This is a genomic window from Luteolibacter sp. LG18 (assembly GCF_036322585.1).
Classification (GTDB): Bacteria; Verrucomicrobiota; Verrucomicrobiia; order Verrucomicrobiales; family Akkermansiaceae; genus Luteolibacter.
The window spans coordinates 5572335-5590430 of the sequence record NZ_AP024600.1 but is presented as its reverse complement, the minus strand read 5'-3'; the positions used below and the strand labels follow the sequence as shown (position 1 = coordinate 5590430).

Here is an 18096-nt window from a genome sequence, read left to right as displayed (position 1 = left end):
GGCTGCGGGAGGTGATGGATGCCACGATCTGCGACATTTCCCGCCCGTTCTTGCGAAGCACCGGTACATTCGGTATTTCCGCAACACTCCATTGTATGACTACCCCTCCGTTACTCACCACGCTCGCGGCTTTGGCGATCATGACGCCCCTGATTGCGTCCGCCACCAACCTCGAGTTCCCGAAACCGGCGGAGCTCGCCGCCCTACGCACCCGTGAGTCGTTCGATTCCGGTTGGACGTTTTCCCGCTATGGTTTGCAGGCGGATGGATCGCGAAAGGCGGAGCCGGGCGGCTCCAACTTCGCCGTCACGGTGCTCGCGTCCTCGGAGGAAGGGGAGAAGGGCAACCCGGCGGTGAACGCCTTCGATGGCAATCCGGAGACCCGCTGGTGTGCCTCCGGTCCGGCTCCCGCGCAATGGCTGCAACTGGAGTTCGCGAAGCCGACCGCGTTTTCAGACATCAAGGTGACTTGGGAAAAGGAAGGCGCGTATGTCGCCGTGCTGGAAACCTCGGAGGATGGCAAGGCTTGGACCGAGGTGAAGCCCACGAGGGAGTCTCCTTCCGCCGCGCGCCGGTTCCTGCGGGTGCGCACCACCTCGCTGCCGACGGGCCAGTGGGCGAGCATCCGTGAGATCGAGTTGCTGGATGACAAGGGCCAGCCGGTGAAGCAGGAGAAGCTGCAGGACGGGTCGCCCGCTCCCAGCGATCCGAAGTTCAATGACTCCGCATGGCGGAAGCTCGACCTGCCGCATGACTGGGGCATCGAGGGACCGTTCCGCCAGGATCTGCCGGGCGGCACCGGCAAACTGCCGTGGAAGGCGATCGGCTGGTATCGCAAGATGTTCACCCTGCCAGCGGCGGACAAGGGGAAGAGCGTGTTCCTGGATTTCGATGGGGCGATGGCTTACGCGCAGGTGTTCGTCAACGGGAAGGAGCTGCCAGCGCGGCCTTACGGTTACTCGGCCTTCCGGGTGGACTTGCGTGAGGCGTTGAATTTCGGTGGCGAGAACACGATCGCGGTGCGCCTCAATACGGAGAACTGGGATTCCCGTTGGTATCCGGGTGCGGGGATCTACCGGCATACGTGGTTGGTGAAATCCCAGCCGGTACACGTGGCCCACTATGGCACCACGGTGACGACTCCGGAGGTGACCCCGGACTCGACTACCGTGAAGGTGGTGGCCCGTTTGGAAGGGATGCCGACCTCGGTGGATGCCGCTCAAAAGGTTGAAGTGCAGGTGGCACTTCACGAATTGGGTGCCAACGACTCCGTGGGAGCGGTGGTGGCGAAAGGCAATGGTGAAATTGGTAGCGCCATGTCTTCGGGAGGAGATGGGAATCTTCCCGCTGCCGGGGTGACCTTGAAAGTCTCAAAGCCGAAGCTGTGGGACACCGCATCGCCGAACCGCTATCTCGCTCGTGTCACCGTGACCGTGGGGGGCAAGGCCGTCGACTGCTACGACACCCCCTTCGGCATTCGCACGCTCGATTTCAGCCGCGAGGGTTTCAAACTGAACGGCAAGCGAGTGGAGGTCCGCGGCGTGTGCAACCACCATGATCTTGGCGCGCTCGGGGCCGCGCTGAACGACCGCGCGCTGGAGCGCCAGCTCGAGATCCTGAAGAGCTTCGGCTGCAATGCGATCCGCACCTCGCACAATCCGCCCGCGCCCGAGTTGCTCGACCTGGCGGACAAGATGGGTTTCCTGGTGCAGGTGGAGGCCTTCGATTGTTGGGCGCACGGCAAGGTGGCGAAGGACTACAACCGCCTCTGGAAGGACTGGCATGAGAAGGACCTGCGCGACATGGTGCGGCAGAACCGGAACCACCCGAGCGTCTTCATGTGGAGCATCGGCAACGAGGTGGTGGAGCAGGACCAGCCCGCGTTTCCGAAGGAGCTGGTCGGCATCGTGCATTCCGAGGACACCACCCGGCCGGTGAGCGTGGGCTGCCACAATCCGGAAAAGGCGGCGTCCAGCGGGTTCATCTCGGAGGTGGACGCGATGGGGGTGAACTACCATCTGTCCTTCTACGAGCCGTTCCTGAAGAACCCGCGCTATGCGGACAAACCGGTCTACGGCAGCGAGACTTCCTCGTGTGTCAGCTCGCGCGGCGAGTATTTCTTCCCGGTGAAGCGCGGCCGCGATTCGCAGGTGAACTTCCAGGTTTCCTCCTACGACGTCGATGCCCCGGGCTGGGCCTATGAGCCGGATGCGCAGTTCCGCGCGCTTCAGAAGCATCCGGAGTTCTTCGGTGAGTTCGTGTGGACCGGCTTCGATTACATCGGCGAGCCGACGCCCTATGACGGCGATGCCGCGAACCTGCTGAACTTCAGCGGCGATCCGGCGAAGCGTGCGGCCTTGGAAAAGGAGCTGAAGGAACTGGGCAAGCTCAAGGTGCCGTCCCGCAGCAGCTACTTCGGGATTGTCGATCTCGCGGGGTTCCCGAAGGACCGCTTCTATCTCTACCAGGGCCAGTGGCGGAAAGACCTGCCGATGGCGCACATCCTGCCGCACTGGAATTGGCCGGAGCGGGTCGGACAGGTCACGCCGATCCACGTTTACACCTCCGGAGACGAGGCCGAGGTGTTCTTGAACGGCAAGTCGCTCGGAAAGAAGTCGATGGCCCCGGGCGAATGCCGCCTGCGCTGGGATGACGTGGTGTATGAACCCGGTGAAGTACGGGTGGTGGCGTACAAGGACGGCAAGGAGTGGGCCAAGGATGTCGTGAAGACCACCGGGGAGGCGGCGAAGCTCGGCCTGTCCGCCGACCGTGCGACGATCAAGGACGATGGCAAGGATCTGTCTTTCCTCACCCTCCGTATCGAGGACAAGGACGGCCTTACCGTGCCGCGCAGCCAGAATGCCGTGCGCTTCAGCGTGCAGGGCCCGGGCGAGATCGTGGCGACCGACAATGGCGACGCCACCAGCTTCGAGTCGTTCCAATCCCCGGACCGCAAGGCTTACAACGGGCTCGCGTTGGTGATTGTCCGCGCCAAGCCCGGGCAGGCGGGAACGATCCGCGTGAAGGCCGAGTCCGAGGGACTCAAGGCCACGGAGGTCGCCGTCGAGGCGAAGTGATCCAGCTTATCCCAAATGCCCGCTGCTCCTTTTGGGGTGGCGGGCGTTTTGTTTCCGGGATGCGGAATGCACGGTTCGCATGAGGCCAATCTGTGAGCAATATCGTGCATAAAGTGGCGGGTTCAATGGATGTCCGAAAATCATTCATGTCGAATGGGTTCGGATAAGAGAGTGGCTCATATCCACCCGGTTGGGGGGTAGCGAAGGGGGGCATTCGGAATTATTTTCCACCTTAGCCTACCCGGAAACCCATGAAGAAAACCCGCAAGCTGATTGTCTTCCTCGCAGTCGCCTCCTCCCTGCAGCTAGGTCATGCCGCCCAGTTGTCCTGGGATCCCTCGCTGACTCCTGCCATCCCTTCCGGTGGTGCCGGCACTTGGGATCTAGTCACCGCGAACTGGTCGAATGGAGCGTCTGATCTGCCTTGGACGGACACCGTCTCTTACGCGGACACCGCCACCTTCGGCGGCACTGCCGGCACTGTCACGCTCTCCGGTACTCTGGCGGCGAAGGGCCTTGTCTTCACCGCCCCCGGGTACACGCTCAGCGGCGGCACCCTCACCCTCGGGCCCTCCGGCATCGATGCCAGCGCCCTCTCCAGCGGCACCACCGCCCTCACCGGCGGCCTGACCCTTTCCTCCGGCCAGTCGTGGAATGTCGGCACCGGCTCCACGCTCGCCCTGAGCGGAGGCACCTTCACGCGCAATGGCAAGGCCGTCCTCACCCTGAGCGGCGCGGGTACCGTCACGTCCTCCCTTACGGGCCTCTCCGCCCTCACCAATAACATCCTCGGCCCGTGGGCCATCGTTGGTACCGGCACCTCCGCCCGCTACGCCACCGTCAATGGCTCCTCCATCGTCGGCGGCACCTATGCCGCCTCCGGCGGCTCTCCCGTCATCGGCACCACAGGTGCCACTTTCGGCTACACCACCAACGCCGCGGCCAACTACGAGGTCACCGCCATTGCTGGCCCCTTCGGCTCCAGCCGCTCCGTCAATACCGTCCGCTACACTGGCCCCGCCGGTACCCTGGCCTCGAACTCCACCCAGACCTACACCTTCAATGGTCTGATGAACGCCGGCTCTGGCACCCTCGTCGTCCAGACCACCGCCGGCAGCGGCAGCATCCTGAATGTCGCCATCGGCGGCACCAATGAACTCGTGCTCGCCACCCCGGCCGCCAGCCTCACCATCAACAGCATCATCTCCGGTGCCGCCGGTGCTGGTATCACTGTCAGCGGGCCGAACACGGTCACCCTCAATGGCGTGAACACCTTCACGGGCCCCGCCACCGTTTCCAGTGGCACGCTCTCCGTTGCGGGTGCTGGCTCCATCAATGCCGCCAGCGGCATCACCGTTAACGGCTCCGGCGCGAAGTACCTCCACGCCAGCTCCGTCGCCTCCACCCGCGCCATCACCCTCACCACCGGCACCCTCGATGGCACAGGCACGGTCGGTGCGGTCACCGTGGGGGATGACACCGGCGCGGTCGTGGCCAATGGCAACGGCGGCAATACCGCGCTTGCCACCTCCTCGCTCACCTTCAATGGCGGTGCCACCGTCAATGTCCGCTCCGCCACCACCGCGGCCGGCCTCACCACTGGAGCCCTCTCCACCAGCGGCGCGAACGGCACCGTGGTACTCAATGCCACCAACACCTGGAGCACCGGCGCCACCTACAATCTGATCGGTTACACCAGCTTCAGCGGCTCCCTCTCTGACTTCACGAAGGGCACCATCACCGGCCTCGGCTCGCGCCAGACCGCCACCCTCGTCAATACGGGCACCGCGATCGGCCTCGCCATCACCGGTGAAAAGATCGTCTGGACGGGCCTCGCCAGCGGTGCCTGGACCACCAACCCCATCGGCGGCATCCAGAACTGGAAGACCCAGACCGCCGGCACCGGCACCGAGTTCCTCGCCGCGGACGATGTGGTCTTCGATGACACCGCCGCCGGAGCCACCACCATCGACATCTCCACCGCCAACGTCGACACCAGCGGGGTCACGGTGAACAACGCCACCAAGGCCTACACCATCAACAGCAGTGGCGGCTTCGGGATCTCCTCCGGCAGCCTCGTGAAGTCCGGCGCGGCGAATCTCACCCTCACTACCACCAACGCCTACAGCGGCACCACCACCATCAACGGCGGTACGCTCACGCTGGGCAATGGCACCACCGATGGCACCATTTCCAACACTGCCTCCGTCACCAACAACGGAGCCCTGGTGTTCAACTGGACCGGCACCCGCACCGCGGGCTATCCCATCACCGGCACCGGCAGCGTCACCAAGCAGGGTGCCGGGACGCTGACCCTTTCCGGGGCCAGCACTTACACCGGTGGCACCACCATCAGCGGTGGTCGCCTGAATGCCGCACCGAACAGTCTCAACGGCGGCCCCATCAGCATCGGCACCGGCACCACCCTCACCTTCAACGCCAGCCAGACGTCCAGCAGCACCGTGACCGGCGCGGGTGCGATCCTCAACGACACCGGCAGCACCGTTCTATTCACCGGTGACCACACCGGCTTCACCGGCACCTTCACCCACAATGCGGCTAGCAACAACACCCAGTTCAACTCCGCCACCGCGGCCAGCGAGAACGCCGCCTACACCCTCACCGCCGGGGAATTGATCTTTGCCACCAGTGGAGACTACACCGTGAAGTTCGGCTCGCTCGCCAGCGCCGCCGGCAACATCCGCGGTGGCAACACCGCCACCGGCACGACCACCCTCGAGGTCGGCCACCTCGGGACCAGCACCACCCTCACCGGCACTCTCAACAACGGTACCACCAAGGTTCTCGCCCTCAACAAGGTCGGGGCGGGCTCCCTCTCCATGGCGGGCACCAATACCTATGGCGGCGCGACCAACATCACCGGCGGCACGCTGACGGTCACCGGCACGGGTGCCATCAATGCCACGAGTGGCATCACCATCAACGGCTCCGGCGCGAAGTATCTCCATGCCAGCACCACCGCTGGCACCCGCCCCATCACGGTGACCACCGGCACACTCGATGGCACCGGCTCGGTCGGCGCGGTCACCGTCGGCGATGACAGCGGGGCCATCCTCACCCACGGCAATGGCGGTACCACCGCCCTCGCCACCGCTTCGCTCACTTTCAATGGCGGGGCCAATGTCAACCTGAAGACCGCCGGCACCACCGCCGGGATCACCACCGGTGCGCTCACCACCACTGGCGCGAACGGCACGGTGGTGCTCACTCCGGTCAACAACTGGTCGATCGGCTCCACCTACAACCTGATCAGCTACACCAGCTTCAGCGGCACCCTTGCCGACTTCGCCCTCGGTACCCTCACCGGCCTCGGTCCGCGCCAGACCGCCTCGCTTGTGGATACCGGCTCCGCCATCGCCGTCTCCATCACCGGCGACAAGCCCGCCTGGACCGGTGCCACCAGCGGCGAATGGAGCACCAACACCATCGCCGGGGCCAAGAACTGGAAGATCCCGTCCTCCGGCACACCCACCGACTTCTTGGCCGGCGATGAAGTCCTCTTCGACGACACCGCCACCGGCACCACCACTGTCGACATCTCCGCGGCGAACGTGAACACCGCGAGTGTCACCGTGAACACCGCCACGAAGGTCTACACCATCGGCAGCAGTGGCGGCTTCGGCATTGCCTCCGGTGCCATCACCAAGACCGGTGCCGCCAATCTCATCCTGACCTCCGCCAACACCTACACCGGAGCCACCATCATCAGCGCCGGTACCCTGACCTTGGGCAACGGCACCGCCGATGGCACCATCGCCAACACCAGCGGGGTCACCAACAACGCCGCCCTCGCCTACAACTGGGCCGGCGACCACACGGCCCCCTACATCATCTCCGGCACCGGTGTCGTCACCAAGACCGGTGCGGGCAACCTCACCTTCACCGGCGCGAACACCTACTCCGGCGGCACCACCATCAACGGCGGCACCCTCACCACCAATTCAACCGGCTCCGTCGGTGCCGGCGCCGTCGCCATCGGCGCGGCCGGAACCTGGTCCGTCGGGAACAACTACACGCTGTCCAACACCGTCACCGGCACCGGCGCCATTGCCACCACCGGCGCCACGGTCTCCGGAAACTTCAGCGGCTTCTCCGGCACCGTCACCCACAATAACAGCTTCGCCTCCACCTCGTTCTCCAACGCCACCGCCACCAGCAAGAACGCCGCCTACGTCCTCGCCTCCAACCAGGGCAGCGCCCAGGGCTTCATCGCCGGGGGGGCAGGGGACCAGACCCTTGAGCTAGGCTCCCTCTCGGGGGTCACCAACTCGCTCTTCCGCGGCGGCAACTCCGTCTCCGGCACCACCACCCTCCAGATCGGCAACCTTAACACCAGCACCACCTTCGCCGGTCTCTTTGCCAACGGCACCACCAAGATCATCGCCATCAACAAGGTCGGCACCGGCACCCTCACCCTCACCGGGGCCAACGTCCACACCGGCGCCACCACCGTCAGCGCCGGGACCCTCCAGCTTGGGGATGGCACCACCGATGGCACCATCGCCAACACCAGCGGCGTCACCAACAACGCCGCCCTCGTCTACAACTGGAGCACTGCCCACACCGCTCCCTACGTCATCTCCGGCACCGGTTTCCTCACCAAGACCGGCGCGGGCACCCTCGTCCTCACCGGCACCAACACCTACACCGGTGCCACCCTCATCAACGGCGGTATCCTCCAACTGGGCAACGGCACCACCGACGGCACCATCGCCGCCACCAGCGGCGTCGCCAACAACGGCACCCTCGCCTACAACTGGACCACCGACCACACCGCCTCCTATGTCATTTCCGGCTCGGGTGGCCTCACCAAGGACGGCGCCGGCACCCTCACCCTCGGCGGCGTGAACACCTACACCGGCGGCACCACCGTCAATGCGGGCAAGCTCGCCGTCAACGGCTCCTCCCTCGCCAATGGCGGTGCCCTCATCGTCAACGGCGGCCTTGTCGATGTCACCGGAAACGAAGTCGTCGACAAGCTCTTCTTCGGCACCACCCAGCAGCTCGCCGGCACCTACGGTGCCACCGGCTCGGGGGCCACCTTCATCGACAATACCCATTTCAGCGGCACCGGCGTCCTCACCGTCACCAGCAGCCCCACCGCCTACGACTCCTGGGCACTCTCCAAGGGCCTCACCAACGCCAACAACGGCCCCACGCAGGATCCGGACAACGATGGCATCCCGAACTTGCTGGAGTATGTGCTCGGCGGCAATCCCTTGGCTTCGCTGGCGTCCGTCCGGCCAGTGCAGTCGGATGACGGTTCCAACATCGTCCTCACCTTCTCCCGCTCCGATGCGTCCGAAGGGGATGTGACGTTGAACGTCGAGTGGAGCGCCAACCTCATCACCTGGACAGACATTCCCGTCACCGCCACCACCTCGTCCTCTGTCTTCGTCCAGGAGAACGATGCGTTCGACGATACGGTCAGCGTGGCCATTCCGAAGAGCAATGCGGTGAATGGCAAGTTGTTCGTCCGTCTCAAGGCGACGAAGTAAGACGCGTTTTTTCGCGCGAAGTGTGTGCCGGCCGCCGTGGGTCATGGGTTCCACGGCGGCCACTTTTTTGGGCGGATGGTTCCCGGTGGACCGTTCTTCGGACGTGTTCCGGAGCGATGTGCCGCACTCCCCAGTGCGAAACACGGGGGCGGGTTCATCGAGTTCGTCGGGATTGTGGAATCGGACGGAAGGCGTCCGTTCAGGGTGGAGTTGGCCTCCGTGGCGCGGGCCCGATCGTCAAAGCGGTCGACTCAGACCTCGATCTGAGGCGCCGGGCTTGTGTGGGCGAGGGGCAATATGGCTGCCCGGCTTCTCGCATGTTCGAGCGGGAAGTTATTCCGCCGGAGGTCTCACGGATCACCCATCACGCTGCCGAACAGGTCTTTGCCCGGGCTGTTCGGCGTGCTGATGCCTTTGGGGAATTTCGAACGCGAGGTGGCGTTCAGGCTGCGGAAGAAGGCCACGCCTTCCGACGGAACGATGGGGCCGGTGAAGACTGGAGGCGATGCCGTCGCCGGAAAGCCCTCGTGTTTTCCGAGGAAAAGGTTGTTCGTGAAGGCCGTCCCGGTGCTGGAGTCGAGCCGGTAGGTGGCGCGGCCGCCCTCGGCGACGATGAAGAGATTGTTGTCGAACCGCGTGCCGCTCGCCTTGCCCCCGTCCCACTCGTTGAAGGAGACCATCGGGAGGTTCTGGTTCGCTCCGAGGATGATCGTGTTGTTGTGGAATCGGGTGTTGGACGGATTGCCTCCAATCTGGATGACGCGGCCGCTGTTGACCCCGTCGTGCACGCTGACGTTGTAGCGGATGACCGTGTCCCGGTTGAACGAGCGGGAAGGGGAGCACACCAGCATGAAGCCGCCTTCGTTCTCGTAGCTGTAGTTGTACTGGATGATCGTCCGGTTGCAGATGTAGTCGGAATCGAAGGCCTGGCCGTCGGCGGTACCTTTGGTGCCGCTGACCTCGTTGAACTGGATCACGGTGTCATCGCAGGCGAAGGGCCAGATGCCCGCCGCCATATCTTGGGCGCGGGCCCGGCATTTGCGGACGATGTTGCGCTCGATCAGTCCGCCATTGGTTCCCCAGAGCTTGATGCCGTCACCGCCGATGTCGTCGAGCGTGTTGCCGCGGATGATCACGTTGCGGCTGCGGGCGCGGCCCGTCGCGCGCTGGCAGATGCCGTTGCGGTCGGTGCGCTCCACCTTGCACTGCTCGATCAGGATGCCGTCGTAGCTGGCACCGGTGGCGGCGTCGGCCTCGAAGAGGATGCCGGTGCCCTCATGGCTTTTCCGCAGGTCGCCGTTCACGTCGTGGACCCACAGGCCGCGCAGGACGATGCCGTGCATCACCGGCAGCTTTTTCGCGAGCATCCGTATGCCCGTTCGGCCGGGAGCGGTCTGGGCTCCCTGGTTGGTGATGGCCAGGCCGGTGATGTCCCAGTGCTCCACGTCCTCCACCAGCAGCGTGTCGAGGACCTTGCCCTCGCCCGCTATCTCCGGAGCCGCTCCCTTGCCGTAGCGGCCGAGGATGATCGGGACCCGCTTGGAGTCATTGGTGCCGGAGCCGCTCGGCTTCATCTGGCCCAGCCACTTGCCGCCCGCCTTGAAGAGGATCTCGTCCCCGGGCGTGAAGCGGGTGGCGTTGAATTTCTCCAGCGATCGCCACGCGGTGGCGGGCGTCAGGCCGTCCTTGGCATCGTCCCCGGAGGTGTCGTCGAAATGATAGGTGCGGGCTGAGGCTTGGCTCGCCAGCGTGATGAAAAGGGCAAGGGACAGGGACGGTTTCATCAAAGGAGGTGGGATCGAAGGGCCGCCGTCAGCGATTGCCCTGCATCCCCATGAACTTCAGGGCCGCTTCGGTGCGACCGTGAACATGGAGCTTTTCGTAGATCTGTTTGAGGTGCCACCGCACGGTTTCCACGGTGATGCTGAGGTCGTCCGCGATCTCCTTGTTCGAGAGTCCCTTGGACAGGCTCTGGAGGACCTCGGTCTCGCGGCGGGAGAGTTCGGGGTCGTTCGGATTGCGGACGCCGGTGGGGCGGAAGGAATCGACGACCTTGCGGGCGATGGCGCTGGTCATCGGCACGCCGCCGCCCAGCATGTCCTGGATGGCGCGGGTGATCTCATGGGGGCTGCTGCGCTTCAGGATATAGCCGCTGGCACCGGCCTTGAAGGCCTGGAAGATCTTGTCCTCGTCCTCATAGACGGTGAGCATCAGGATCTGGAGCTGTGGGAGGACGGTCTTCAGGCGGGACGCGCACTCGATGCCGGAGAGGTTCGGCAGGTGGATGTCCATCATCGCCAGATCGGGAGCCAGCCGGGGCGCGATCCGGATCGCATCCTCCGCGGTGCTGAAGGTGCCGACACATTCACAACCGGGAACGGAATTCACCAGTTCCTCCAAGCATCCGCGGACAATGTCATTGTCCTCCACGATGACGACTTTCGATGGCATGACGAATGGTATCACAGCGAGTGTACCAGACGATGGGGAAATAAAAACCACCCATGCGGGGGGAATTTCCGCCCATCGGAGGGGCGGTCAGCGCCACTCGTCCTGCCAGCGGATCACCGGCGCGTTCTTGTCGTCGAATTCAATCGGAAGCCAGATGTAGCGGGAATCGGCCAGGTTGTCCTTGTTCCAGCGGTCCGCCATGAAGATGAAGGAGCCGGGCTTGTCGGCCACGGGGAGGACGTAGGTGCCTTGGGATTGGAAGGTGATCCCGGCCTTGTCGCCCTTGCACGGGTTGCCGAGTTCCTTCCACGGACCCCAGATGGAGTCGGCGATGCAGGACCGGGCGGCGTTCGGTTCCCAGGCGGTGCAACCGGAGGCGATCAGATGGTATTTGCCATTCCGCTTGAAGACGGCGGGAGCTTCCATCGAGCGTCCTTCGAAGATGCGGAGAAACTTGCCGGTGGTGCCGAGGTAGTCGTCGGTCAGCTCGGAGATGTGCATCGTCGGGTTGCCTTCCGAAGCCGAGAACAGGTAGGCCTTGCCGTCGTCGTCCACGAACACGGTCATGTCGCGGGACATCTGGCCCACGGGGAAGTCTTTGACGAGCTGGCTGCCCTTGGCGTCCTTCTCGCCCTCCTTGAGGTTCACCGGCCAGCTTTGGATGTTCGGCCGGAAGCTCCGGATGTAGGTGAAGGGGCCGGTGGGGGAATCCGAGGTGGCCACTCCGCACGCGGCGGCGGCGTAGTCCACGCTGTCGGCATGGAACCAGAGGACGAATTTGCGGGTCTTCGCGTTGTAGACGACCTTCGGCCGCTCGAGCACCTTCTTCGGATCCAGATCGGTTCCCGGCACGGCGGGCAGGACGTTGCCGCGTGGTTCCCAGTTGAGGAGATCCTTCGAGGAGTAGCACGAGACGCCCACGACATCGACCCGGGTACCGCCCCACGAGGCGTTCACCTTCGGGAGGTAGGTTTCCCCCTGCTTGATCTCACCATACCAGTAGTAGGTGCCTTCGTGATAAAGCAGGCCGCCTCCATGGGCGTTGATTGGTTTTCCGGTGGTGTCGGGCCACACCGCCCCGGGGCGGAACTTCGTGACGGGGGCCGCGGAGGCGGGAGCGGACTCCTTGGCCGAGACGGAAAGCATTCCCGAGGCGAGAAGAAGGGTGCCACAAAACCAGGCGGAAGGAAGGAGGTGTGTCATGGGTTTGCGAACTACAAGGTAGTCGGCGGTGATCTTTCGTATACCCCCCAACCGGGTGGGTCTCGTCAGCGCACGGCGCGCGTGGTGAGTTTGAAGAAGCTCTTCCCGCCTGCTGGTGGCGTGACGGTGGACACCGCGGCGCTTCCCGTGGTGTCCGGGACAGTGGCGTTGAAGCCCGCCGCGGTGGTGGTGGGCAGGCCGGCGGAGCGGATCACCGCCGCTTCCTGCCAGTTCACCAGATCTGTTGATTGCAGTACCGCCCACTCCACGTCGGCGCGGCTGCGATCGATTGAAAATTGGAACGTATTCCCCGCCAACACCGGACGCTCCGCGTTCTGCGCGCTCAGTGGGTGGTTCTGCAGCGCGTATTCGAGGATGTTGGATTGCCCGTCGTGGTCCGGATCGTCGTTGCCCGAGGTGGCGGAGAGTCCGAAGCCCGCGGCCCAGTCCGCGTAGGACACCACCGGTGCGCCGATGCGTCCGAGCACCTTCGCCGAGTAATTGGTGTAGCTGGTGTAGGTGCCGTAAAACCACACCAGGCACTCCTGGCGTCCGTGGTGGACGGGCACGATCGGGCGCAGGTTGTCCGAGGTCGAGTTCACGGTGATCTGCGTCCACGTGAAGGTCAGGCCTCCATCCGCGGTGAAGCCACGGTAGATCTCGTACTTTTCCCCGCTGCGAAGCGGCACGGCGTTGATCTCGCCGAGCGAGAAGGGCGAAGCGGCGTTGGTGGAAATATAGACAATGCGCGGGTCCTCGGGATCGAGGCACATGCCGCCGCCGTAGTCGTCCTCGGACGAGTAGATCGGGCGGCCTCCCTGCGCGATGAAGCGTTTCTGCCACGCGGTTCCGGTCCAGCGGGCGTAGTAGTAATAGATGCGGTCGTTGTTCCAGCCGGTGCCCGCGGCCTCGTCCTTCTGCACCTGGAACACGCAGACCGGCGCGTTGTCCTTGCCGTAGTGGACGTCCCAGGTCCAGCCGCGGCCGGTGGGGATCCAGTCGTCCGGCCCCTGGCCCGTGCCCCAGGCGGCGGCGGAGTATTGGTAGATCACGCTGCCGCGTTCGCCTCCGTCATGGTCCAGCGGGATGTCGGCGAGGTTCTTGATCGCGGTGCCGTCGGTTTTTCTCAGCACGCCGTTCTGGTAATAGAGGTGGTAGACGGAGTTGTTGACGTCGCGCGGGTGGCCATCGGTGTAGATGGCGTCGATGCGGTCGACGCCGTTCGAACAGTAGCGCGGATAGGGGCGGGTGGAGCCGCTGCCGGTGCCGACGAGCTGGCGGGAGGTGCCCCAGGTCTGGCCGTTGTCGGTGGAGATGGTCAGGGTCGGGTTGAAGTTGATGCAGCGGTGGAAGTTGTAGATCGCGTTGTTCTCGCCGCTGAGGCGGTAGGTGTTGGCGTAGGTGTTCGAGGCGGGCACCGTGCGGGTTTGCTCCGCTCCCCAGTCGGCGTCGGTGGAGGGTTGGGTGATGGTCGAGGTGCGCTGGTAGAAGACGGCGGGTCCGGCGTGCTTTGAATAGAGGGCGGTGATGCGACCGTCCGGCAGGACCGTGAAGGAGGGGTTGTTGTGGTCGTCGACTTGCTGGGAGGTCGCGGTGCCGAGGACCATGTGCTGGCTCGTGCCGGTGGAGAGATTGTAGCGGGTGACTCCGGCGAGTCCGTTCGCTTTCATGTAACCGGCATAAAGCGAACCCTGGTGGATGATCGAGCGTTCGTCATTGAACCAGGTCCACGCGCCGTCCGGAGCGATTTCAACGGCATTGCCCGGGAGCGGGATCGGCACGCTGTAGCCGACGCCATCGAACCAGGTGCGGGTCGCCTGCGGGCCGGTCTGGCCGCCGGTGGTCACGGGCCCCACCGAGACATAGACTTGGAGGATGCCATTGGCGCCGACGGTGGCTTGTCCGATGCTCGCGCGCACCAGCGTGCGGTCCACTTCGAGAAAGGTCGTCGGTGCCGAGCCGCCAGTGTAGGTCGAGGAGCCCGCGTAGGCGGTTGAGCCGGTCGGCGAGGTGGTGAGCGAACCATCGGTTTGGATGCCGTAGCCGTAGAAATTGGAAAGCGATCCGCTGTTCAATCCGGCGTTGATCTGCCAACGCGCGCCGGTGGAGACCCAGAAGAACACGTGGATGTCGTAAGTGCCGGCGGGTACGTTGGTCAGTGTTTGACGCAGGACTGGAGCGGCCTCACCGCCCCCTGCCTCGAAGATGGTGCCGCCGCTGGCCAGACCGGTGCGAATTGACCACAGGCTGTCGGTGTAGAGGTTTGCCGTCGCGGGTGGCGTGCCCAGCGAGCTGCCGTCGGCCTTAGTCGTGTTTCCGGTGCTGGCATCGACATAGGTGACTTGTGCGTGAAGGCGGCCTGAGAAGAGGACGACTGCAAGGCACAGCGGAACAGGAACGAGCTTGAGAAGGCGGACGAGCATGACGGGGCGATCCATGGAACACTCGCCTCGCCATGGGGCTCCGCAATCGGGCAACGGCGGAAGAGGATGTCTTTTCAGAAGACACCACGGCAGGTGAGCTGAATGACCAAGGTGGGTTTAGATGCATGCAAAGGCATGCTTTTGGACCCCTACACCCAGTCCAGTGGTCACACTAGTATCTTTCCGACGTCAGCTTCGCGAACATACAGGCGAACCGCGGGGTCAAAGAGACCGGCCGAGGAACACGCAGAGGATCCGGGCCTCGGTCGCACCCGGATTGAAAACCCGGTGGGCGATGTCCGCGTCGAAGTAGGCGCTGTCGCCCTTCACCAATTGGTGGAGCTCACCATTGAACTCGAAAGTCACGGCTCCCTCGAGCACGGTCAGGAACTCCTCGCCCTCGTGAGGCATCGGATCCCGACGGCCGCCCCCGGCTGGGATCGTCAGCTCGAAGGGGTCCATCTTGCGATCCGGGCGACCATGGGCCAGCGACTCATAGGAGATGTCGGATTGGTCGCTGTCCCGATCCACGGCCTTGCGTTCGCCGCGGCGGATGATGCTGAGATTGGGTCTTTCATCCAAGCCTTCGACCAATTCTGAAAGACGGATTCCCAAAGCCTCGCAGAGGCGGGCGAGGGTCGGCAGGGATGGGGTCACCCGGAAGTTCTCGACCTTGGAAAGCAGTCCCTTGCCCAGGCCTGAAAGCTCGGAGACGCGATCGAGGGTGTAGCCGCGGCTGAGGCGGGTGTTCCGGATCCGCGATGCCAATTCCACGAGATTCATTTCGGGAAACTTCCTTTCATCCGCCGTCAACTGTCAAGAGTGCGCTGGTCGGTCCGGTTTTGCATCCATGGGAGGGGCTGCTCCCAACCTATTGGCTGTGAGTTGACCGTGAAGGAGAATGATGACGGGGCAAGTTGGAGTTGGAGAAAAATGCCCCTCGAGAAGCAAAACTGACACCGAATTGAAGTTGTTTTTTGGGAAACAAAGTTGCAAGTGATTTGGAAACGTGTGACCACCACCCAGTCGCTTCGATGACGTCGCCATCCCTCCATTCTGTTTCCCCCGAGTTCAGCACCGCGCGCCTGCGCACGCTGATGGCGGTGATGTTCTGCTACCTGTTCTATTACACCGGCAGGCAGACCTTCGGATTCGCTATCCCCGGGATGATGAAGGAGCTTGGCCTCACGAAGACGCAGTTGGGTTGGTGCGGTACCGCGATGTTGTGGTGCTACGCGCTGGGGCAAGCGGTGAACGGGCAGCTCGCCGACCGCTTTGGCGGCAAGCGGATGATGACCATGGGGGCATGTTTTTCATTCGTGCTGAATCTCGTGCTGAGCGGCGCGACCAGCCTGACGACGCTCATGGTGCCGTGGGCGGTGAATGGAATGGCCCAGTCGATGGGCTGGGCACCGGGGAGCCGGATCCTTTCGAACTGGTGGGACAAGCAGCATCGAGGGCGGGTGTTCGGCTGGTATTTATTCGCCGCGGGCAGTTCCTCGGTACTTACCTATGGTCTGGCTGCTCTGGTGCTCCCGCTTGGGTGGCGGTGGATTTTCCGACTGCCGGTGATCCTGCTGGTGGTGGGGGCGGTGGTGTTTTGGCTGGTGGCGCGCGAGCGTCCATCGGACAGCGGGTTTCCGGATTTGGAGGACGAGAAGGGGGATAGTGGCATGGTGGTGGAATCGATCGCCGGGCTTTCGATCTGGCAGCGTTACCGGGTTGGCCTCACCTGCGTGCCGTTCCTCTTGGGGTGTTTCTCGATCGGTTTTCAAAATCTCGCGCGCTACGGATTGCTGGTGTGGGTTCCGGTCCACCTGCTGGGCACGGATTGGGACAAGGGAAACTCGCCGATGCGGTGGGTCGCGATGGCCTTGCCGCTGGGCATGGCGATCGGGGCGGTGAGCGCGGGCTGGATGTCGGACCGGGTGTTCAAGGGCAGGCGCTCCAGCGCGATCGTGATCTTCCTGTTCCTCGCGGCGATCTTCGCCGGGCTGACGAGCCAGGTGCCGAGGGAATCCCATTGGTCGCTGCCGTTGTTGTTCCTGACCGGTTTCTTCGTCTACGGGCCGCAGTCCGGTTATTGGGCGCTGTGCCCGGATCTGCTCGGTCGCCGTTTCGCTGGCACCGGCATCGGGATCATGAATTTCTGCGCGTATCTCTTCGCTGGTCTGGGGGAACCGTTGATCGGAGCCCTGATCGAACACGCGCACACCACCTCCATCGCTTTCACCGTGATCGCGGTGGCCTGCGCGGCGGGGGCCTCGCTCATGCTTTTTGTCCGCCGTTAATCCGATGAAAACCGAACGATCGAATGGAAAGGCCTTGGCCGCCGTCTTCAGGGGGCATGGTCTGCCGCTGGAGTTAATGGAGTTTGCCGTGCCCCGCCCGGGACCCGGTGAGCTGCTGGTGGAGATCACCTGTGCCACCATCTGCGGCAGCGATGTGCACACGTGGCATGGTCGCCGGAATGAACCCACGCCATGCGTGCTCGGTCATGAGATCACCGGACGCGTCGCCGGTTTCGGTGAGGGCGCTTCGCGGGTGGACTTGCGGGGAGTTCCGCTCCACGTGGGCGATCGGGTGACGTGGACGCTGGCGGCCTCTTGTGGGGAGTGTTTCTATTGCAAGCGTGGCTTGCCGCAGAAGTGCGGCAGCTTGTTCAAGTATGGCCACGCTGCCATCTCTCCGGGCCGGGAGTTCAGCGGTGGTTTCGCGGAGTGCTGCATTCTCACCGCGGGCACCGGGGTGCTGCGCTTGCCGGAGGAGTTACCGGACGCCATCGCCGCACCTGCGAATTGTGCCGTGGCCACGGTGGCCGCGGCCTACCGTCGTGCTGAACCGGCGGAGGGAGCGACCGTGGTGGTGATCGGCTGTGGAGTTCTAGGTTTGACCGCCTGTGCGATGGCGGCCGCCGCGGGAGCGGAGCAGGTGATCGGTTGTGATCTGAGCGCGGCCCGTGAAGAGGCGGCCCGTGCCTTCGGGGCCACAGGCTTCAGCGATCCGGCGCGCTTGCGCGAGGTGGTTCTGGAGGCCACCCACGGCCGCGGTGCGGATCTGGTGCTGGAGTTTTCCGGTGCGTCCCAGTCGGTCGCCACGGCGATCGAGGTGATGAGGACCGGCGCGACGGCGGTGATCGCGGGCACCACGATGCCAGACAAGCCGGTGGCACTCGATCCGAACGATCTCGTCCGGCGCATGCTCACCTTGAAAGGGCTGCACAACTACGCACCGGAGGATCTGGTGACCGCGGTGGATTTCCTCGCGACGGCGGGCATGCGTTATCCTTACGCGTCGCTGGCCGGGGGCTCGTTCGCATTGGCACAGGTCAACGAAGCCTTTGCGTCCGCGAACGCCAGTCCCGGCAAACGGGTGGCGGTGATCCCTTGATGCTTTAATCGGGTAACTGCGATGAGGACGCCC

General features: G+C 64.1%; 9 protein-coding genes. 4 read left to right on the top strand and 5 right to left on the bottom strand.

All coding sequences use genetic code 11. The annotated features are described in order from the left end of the window. Positions 1-95: 95 nt before the first annotated feature. Positions 96-3077, top strand: a complete 2982-nt coding sequence (gene galB, locus llg_RS22240; protein WP_338287275.1) for a beta-galactosidase GalB — start codon at positions 96-98, stop codon at positions 3075-3077. Between the two features lie 251 nt (positions 3078-3328). Then, positions 3329-8596 carry an autotransporter-associated beta strand repeat-containing protein gene (locus llg_RS22235; RefSeq protein WP_338287274.1) on the top strand — a complete coding sequence of 1756 codons (5268 nt, stop codon included), beginning with the start codon at positions 3329-3331 and terminating at the stop codon, positions 8594-8596. 350 nt (positions 8597-8946) lie between these two features. On the opposite strand, the gene llg_RS22230 is transcribed toward llg_RS22235, so the two are convergent. From llg_RS22230 to llg_RS22210, 5 genes are all read right to left on the bottom strand, one after another. Next, positions 8947-10380 carry a right-handed parallel beta-helix repeat-containing protein gene (locus llg_RS22230; protein ID WP_338287273.1) on the bottom strand — a complete coding sequence of 478 codons (1434 nt, stop codon included), beginning with the start codon at positions 10378-10380 and terminating at the stop codon, positions 8947-8949. Positions 10381-10408: 28 nt separating this feature from the next. After that, positions 10409-11047, bottom strand: coding sequence for a response regulator transcription factor (locus llg_RS22225; protein ID WP_338287271.1), 639 nt, complete (start codon positions 11045-11047; stop codon positions 10409-10411). Positions 11048-11134: 87 nt separating this feature from the next. Next, positions 11135-12193 carry a glycoside hydrolase family 43 protein gene (locus tag llg_RS22220; protein ID WP_345789209.1) on the bottom strand — a complete coding sequence of 353 codons (1059 nt, stop codon included), beginning with the start codon at positions 12191-12193 and terminating at the stop codon, positions 11135-11137. 122 nt (positions 12194-12315) lie between these two features. Continuing rightward, the gene (locus llg_RS22215) at positions 12316-14673 is read right to left on the bottom strand and encodes a BNR-4 repeat-containing protein (RefSeq protein ID WP_338287269.1); all 2358 of its coding nucleotides are present in this window, start codon (positions 14671-14673) and stop codon (positions 12316-12318) included. A 222-nt stretch (positions 14674-14895) separates the two neighbouring features. After that, complete coding sequence (locus llg_RS22210; RefSeq protein WP_338287268.1) at positions 14896-15456, bottom strand: cupin domain-containing protein; 561 nt, start codon at positions 15454-15456, stop codon at positions 14896-14898. A gap of 251 nt (positions 15457-15707) precedes the next feature. Here llg_RS22210 and llg_RS22205 point away from each other — a divergent pair, with 251 nt between their 5' ends. Next, positions 15708-16964 (top strand): MFS transporter, encoded by a 1257-nt coding sequence (locus llg_RS22205; protein WP_338287267.1) that lies wholly within the window; start codon positions 15708-15710, stop codon positions 16962-16964. A 4-nt stretch (positions 16965-16968) separates the two neighbouring features. Next, positions 16969-18063: a zinc-binding dehydrogenase gene (locus llg_RS22200; protein WP_338287266.1), complete on the top strand. Its 1095-nt coding sequence runs from the start codon at positions 16969-16971 to the stop codon at positions 18061-18063. The last annotated feature ends 33 nt before the right edge of the window (positions 18064-18096 follow it).

Excerpts from the sequence above, each read along its gene's own strand:
- galB (WP_338287275.1), top strand. The coding sequence starts at position 96 with ATGACTACCCCTCCGTTACTCACCACGCTCGCGGCTTTGGCGATCATG.
- llg_RS22205 (WP_338287267.1), top strand. The coding sequence starts at position 15,708 with ATGACGTCGCCATCCCTCCATTCTGTTTCCCCCGAGTTCAGCACCGCG.
- llg_RS22215 (WP_338287269.1), bottom strand. The coding sequence starts at position 14,673 with ATGCTCGTCCGCCTTCTCAAGCTCGTTCCTGTTCCGCTGTGCCTTGCA.
- llg_RS22200 (WP_338287266.1), top strand. The coding sequence starts at position 16,969 with ATGAAAACCGAACGATCGAATGGAAAGGCCTTGGCCGCCGTCTTCAGG.
- llg_RS22220 (WP_345789209.1), bottom strand. The coding sequence starts at position 12,193 with ATGCTTTCCGTCTCGGCCAAGGAGTCCGCTCCCGCCTCCGCGGCCCCC.
- llg_RS22235 (WP_338287274.1), top strand. The coding sequence starts at position 3,329 with ATGAAGAAAACCCGCAAGCTGATTGTCTTCCTCGCAGTCGCCTCCTCC.
- llg_RS22210 (WP_338287268.1), bottom strand. The coding sequence starts at position 15,456 with ATGAATCTCGTGGAATTGGCATCGCGGATCCGGAACACCCGCCTCAGC.
- llg_RS22225 (WP_338287271.1), bottom strand. The coding sequence starts at position 11,047 with ATGCCATCGAAAGTCGTCATCGTGGAGGACAATGACATTGTCCGCGGA.
- llg_RS22230 (WP_338287273.1), bottom strand. The coding sequence starts at position 10,380 with ATGAAACCGTCCCTGTCCCTTGCCCTTTTCATCACGCTGGCGAGCCAA.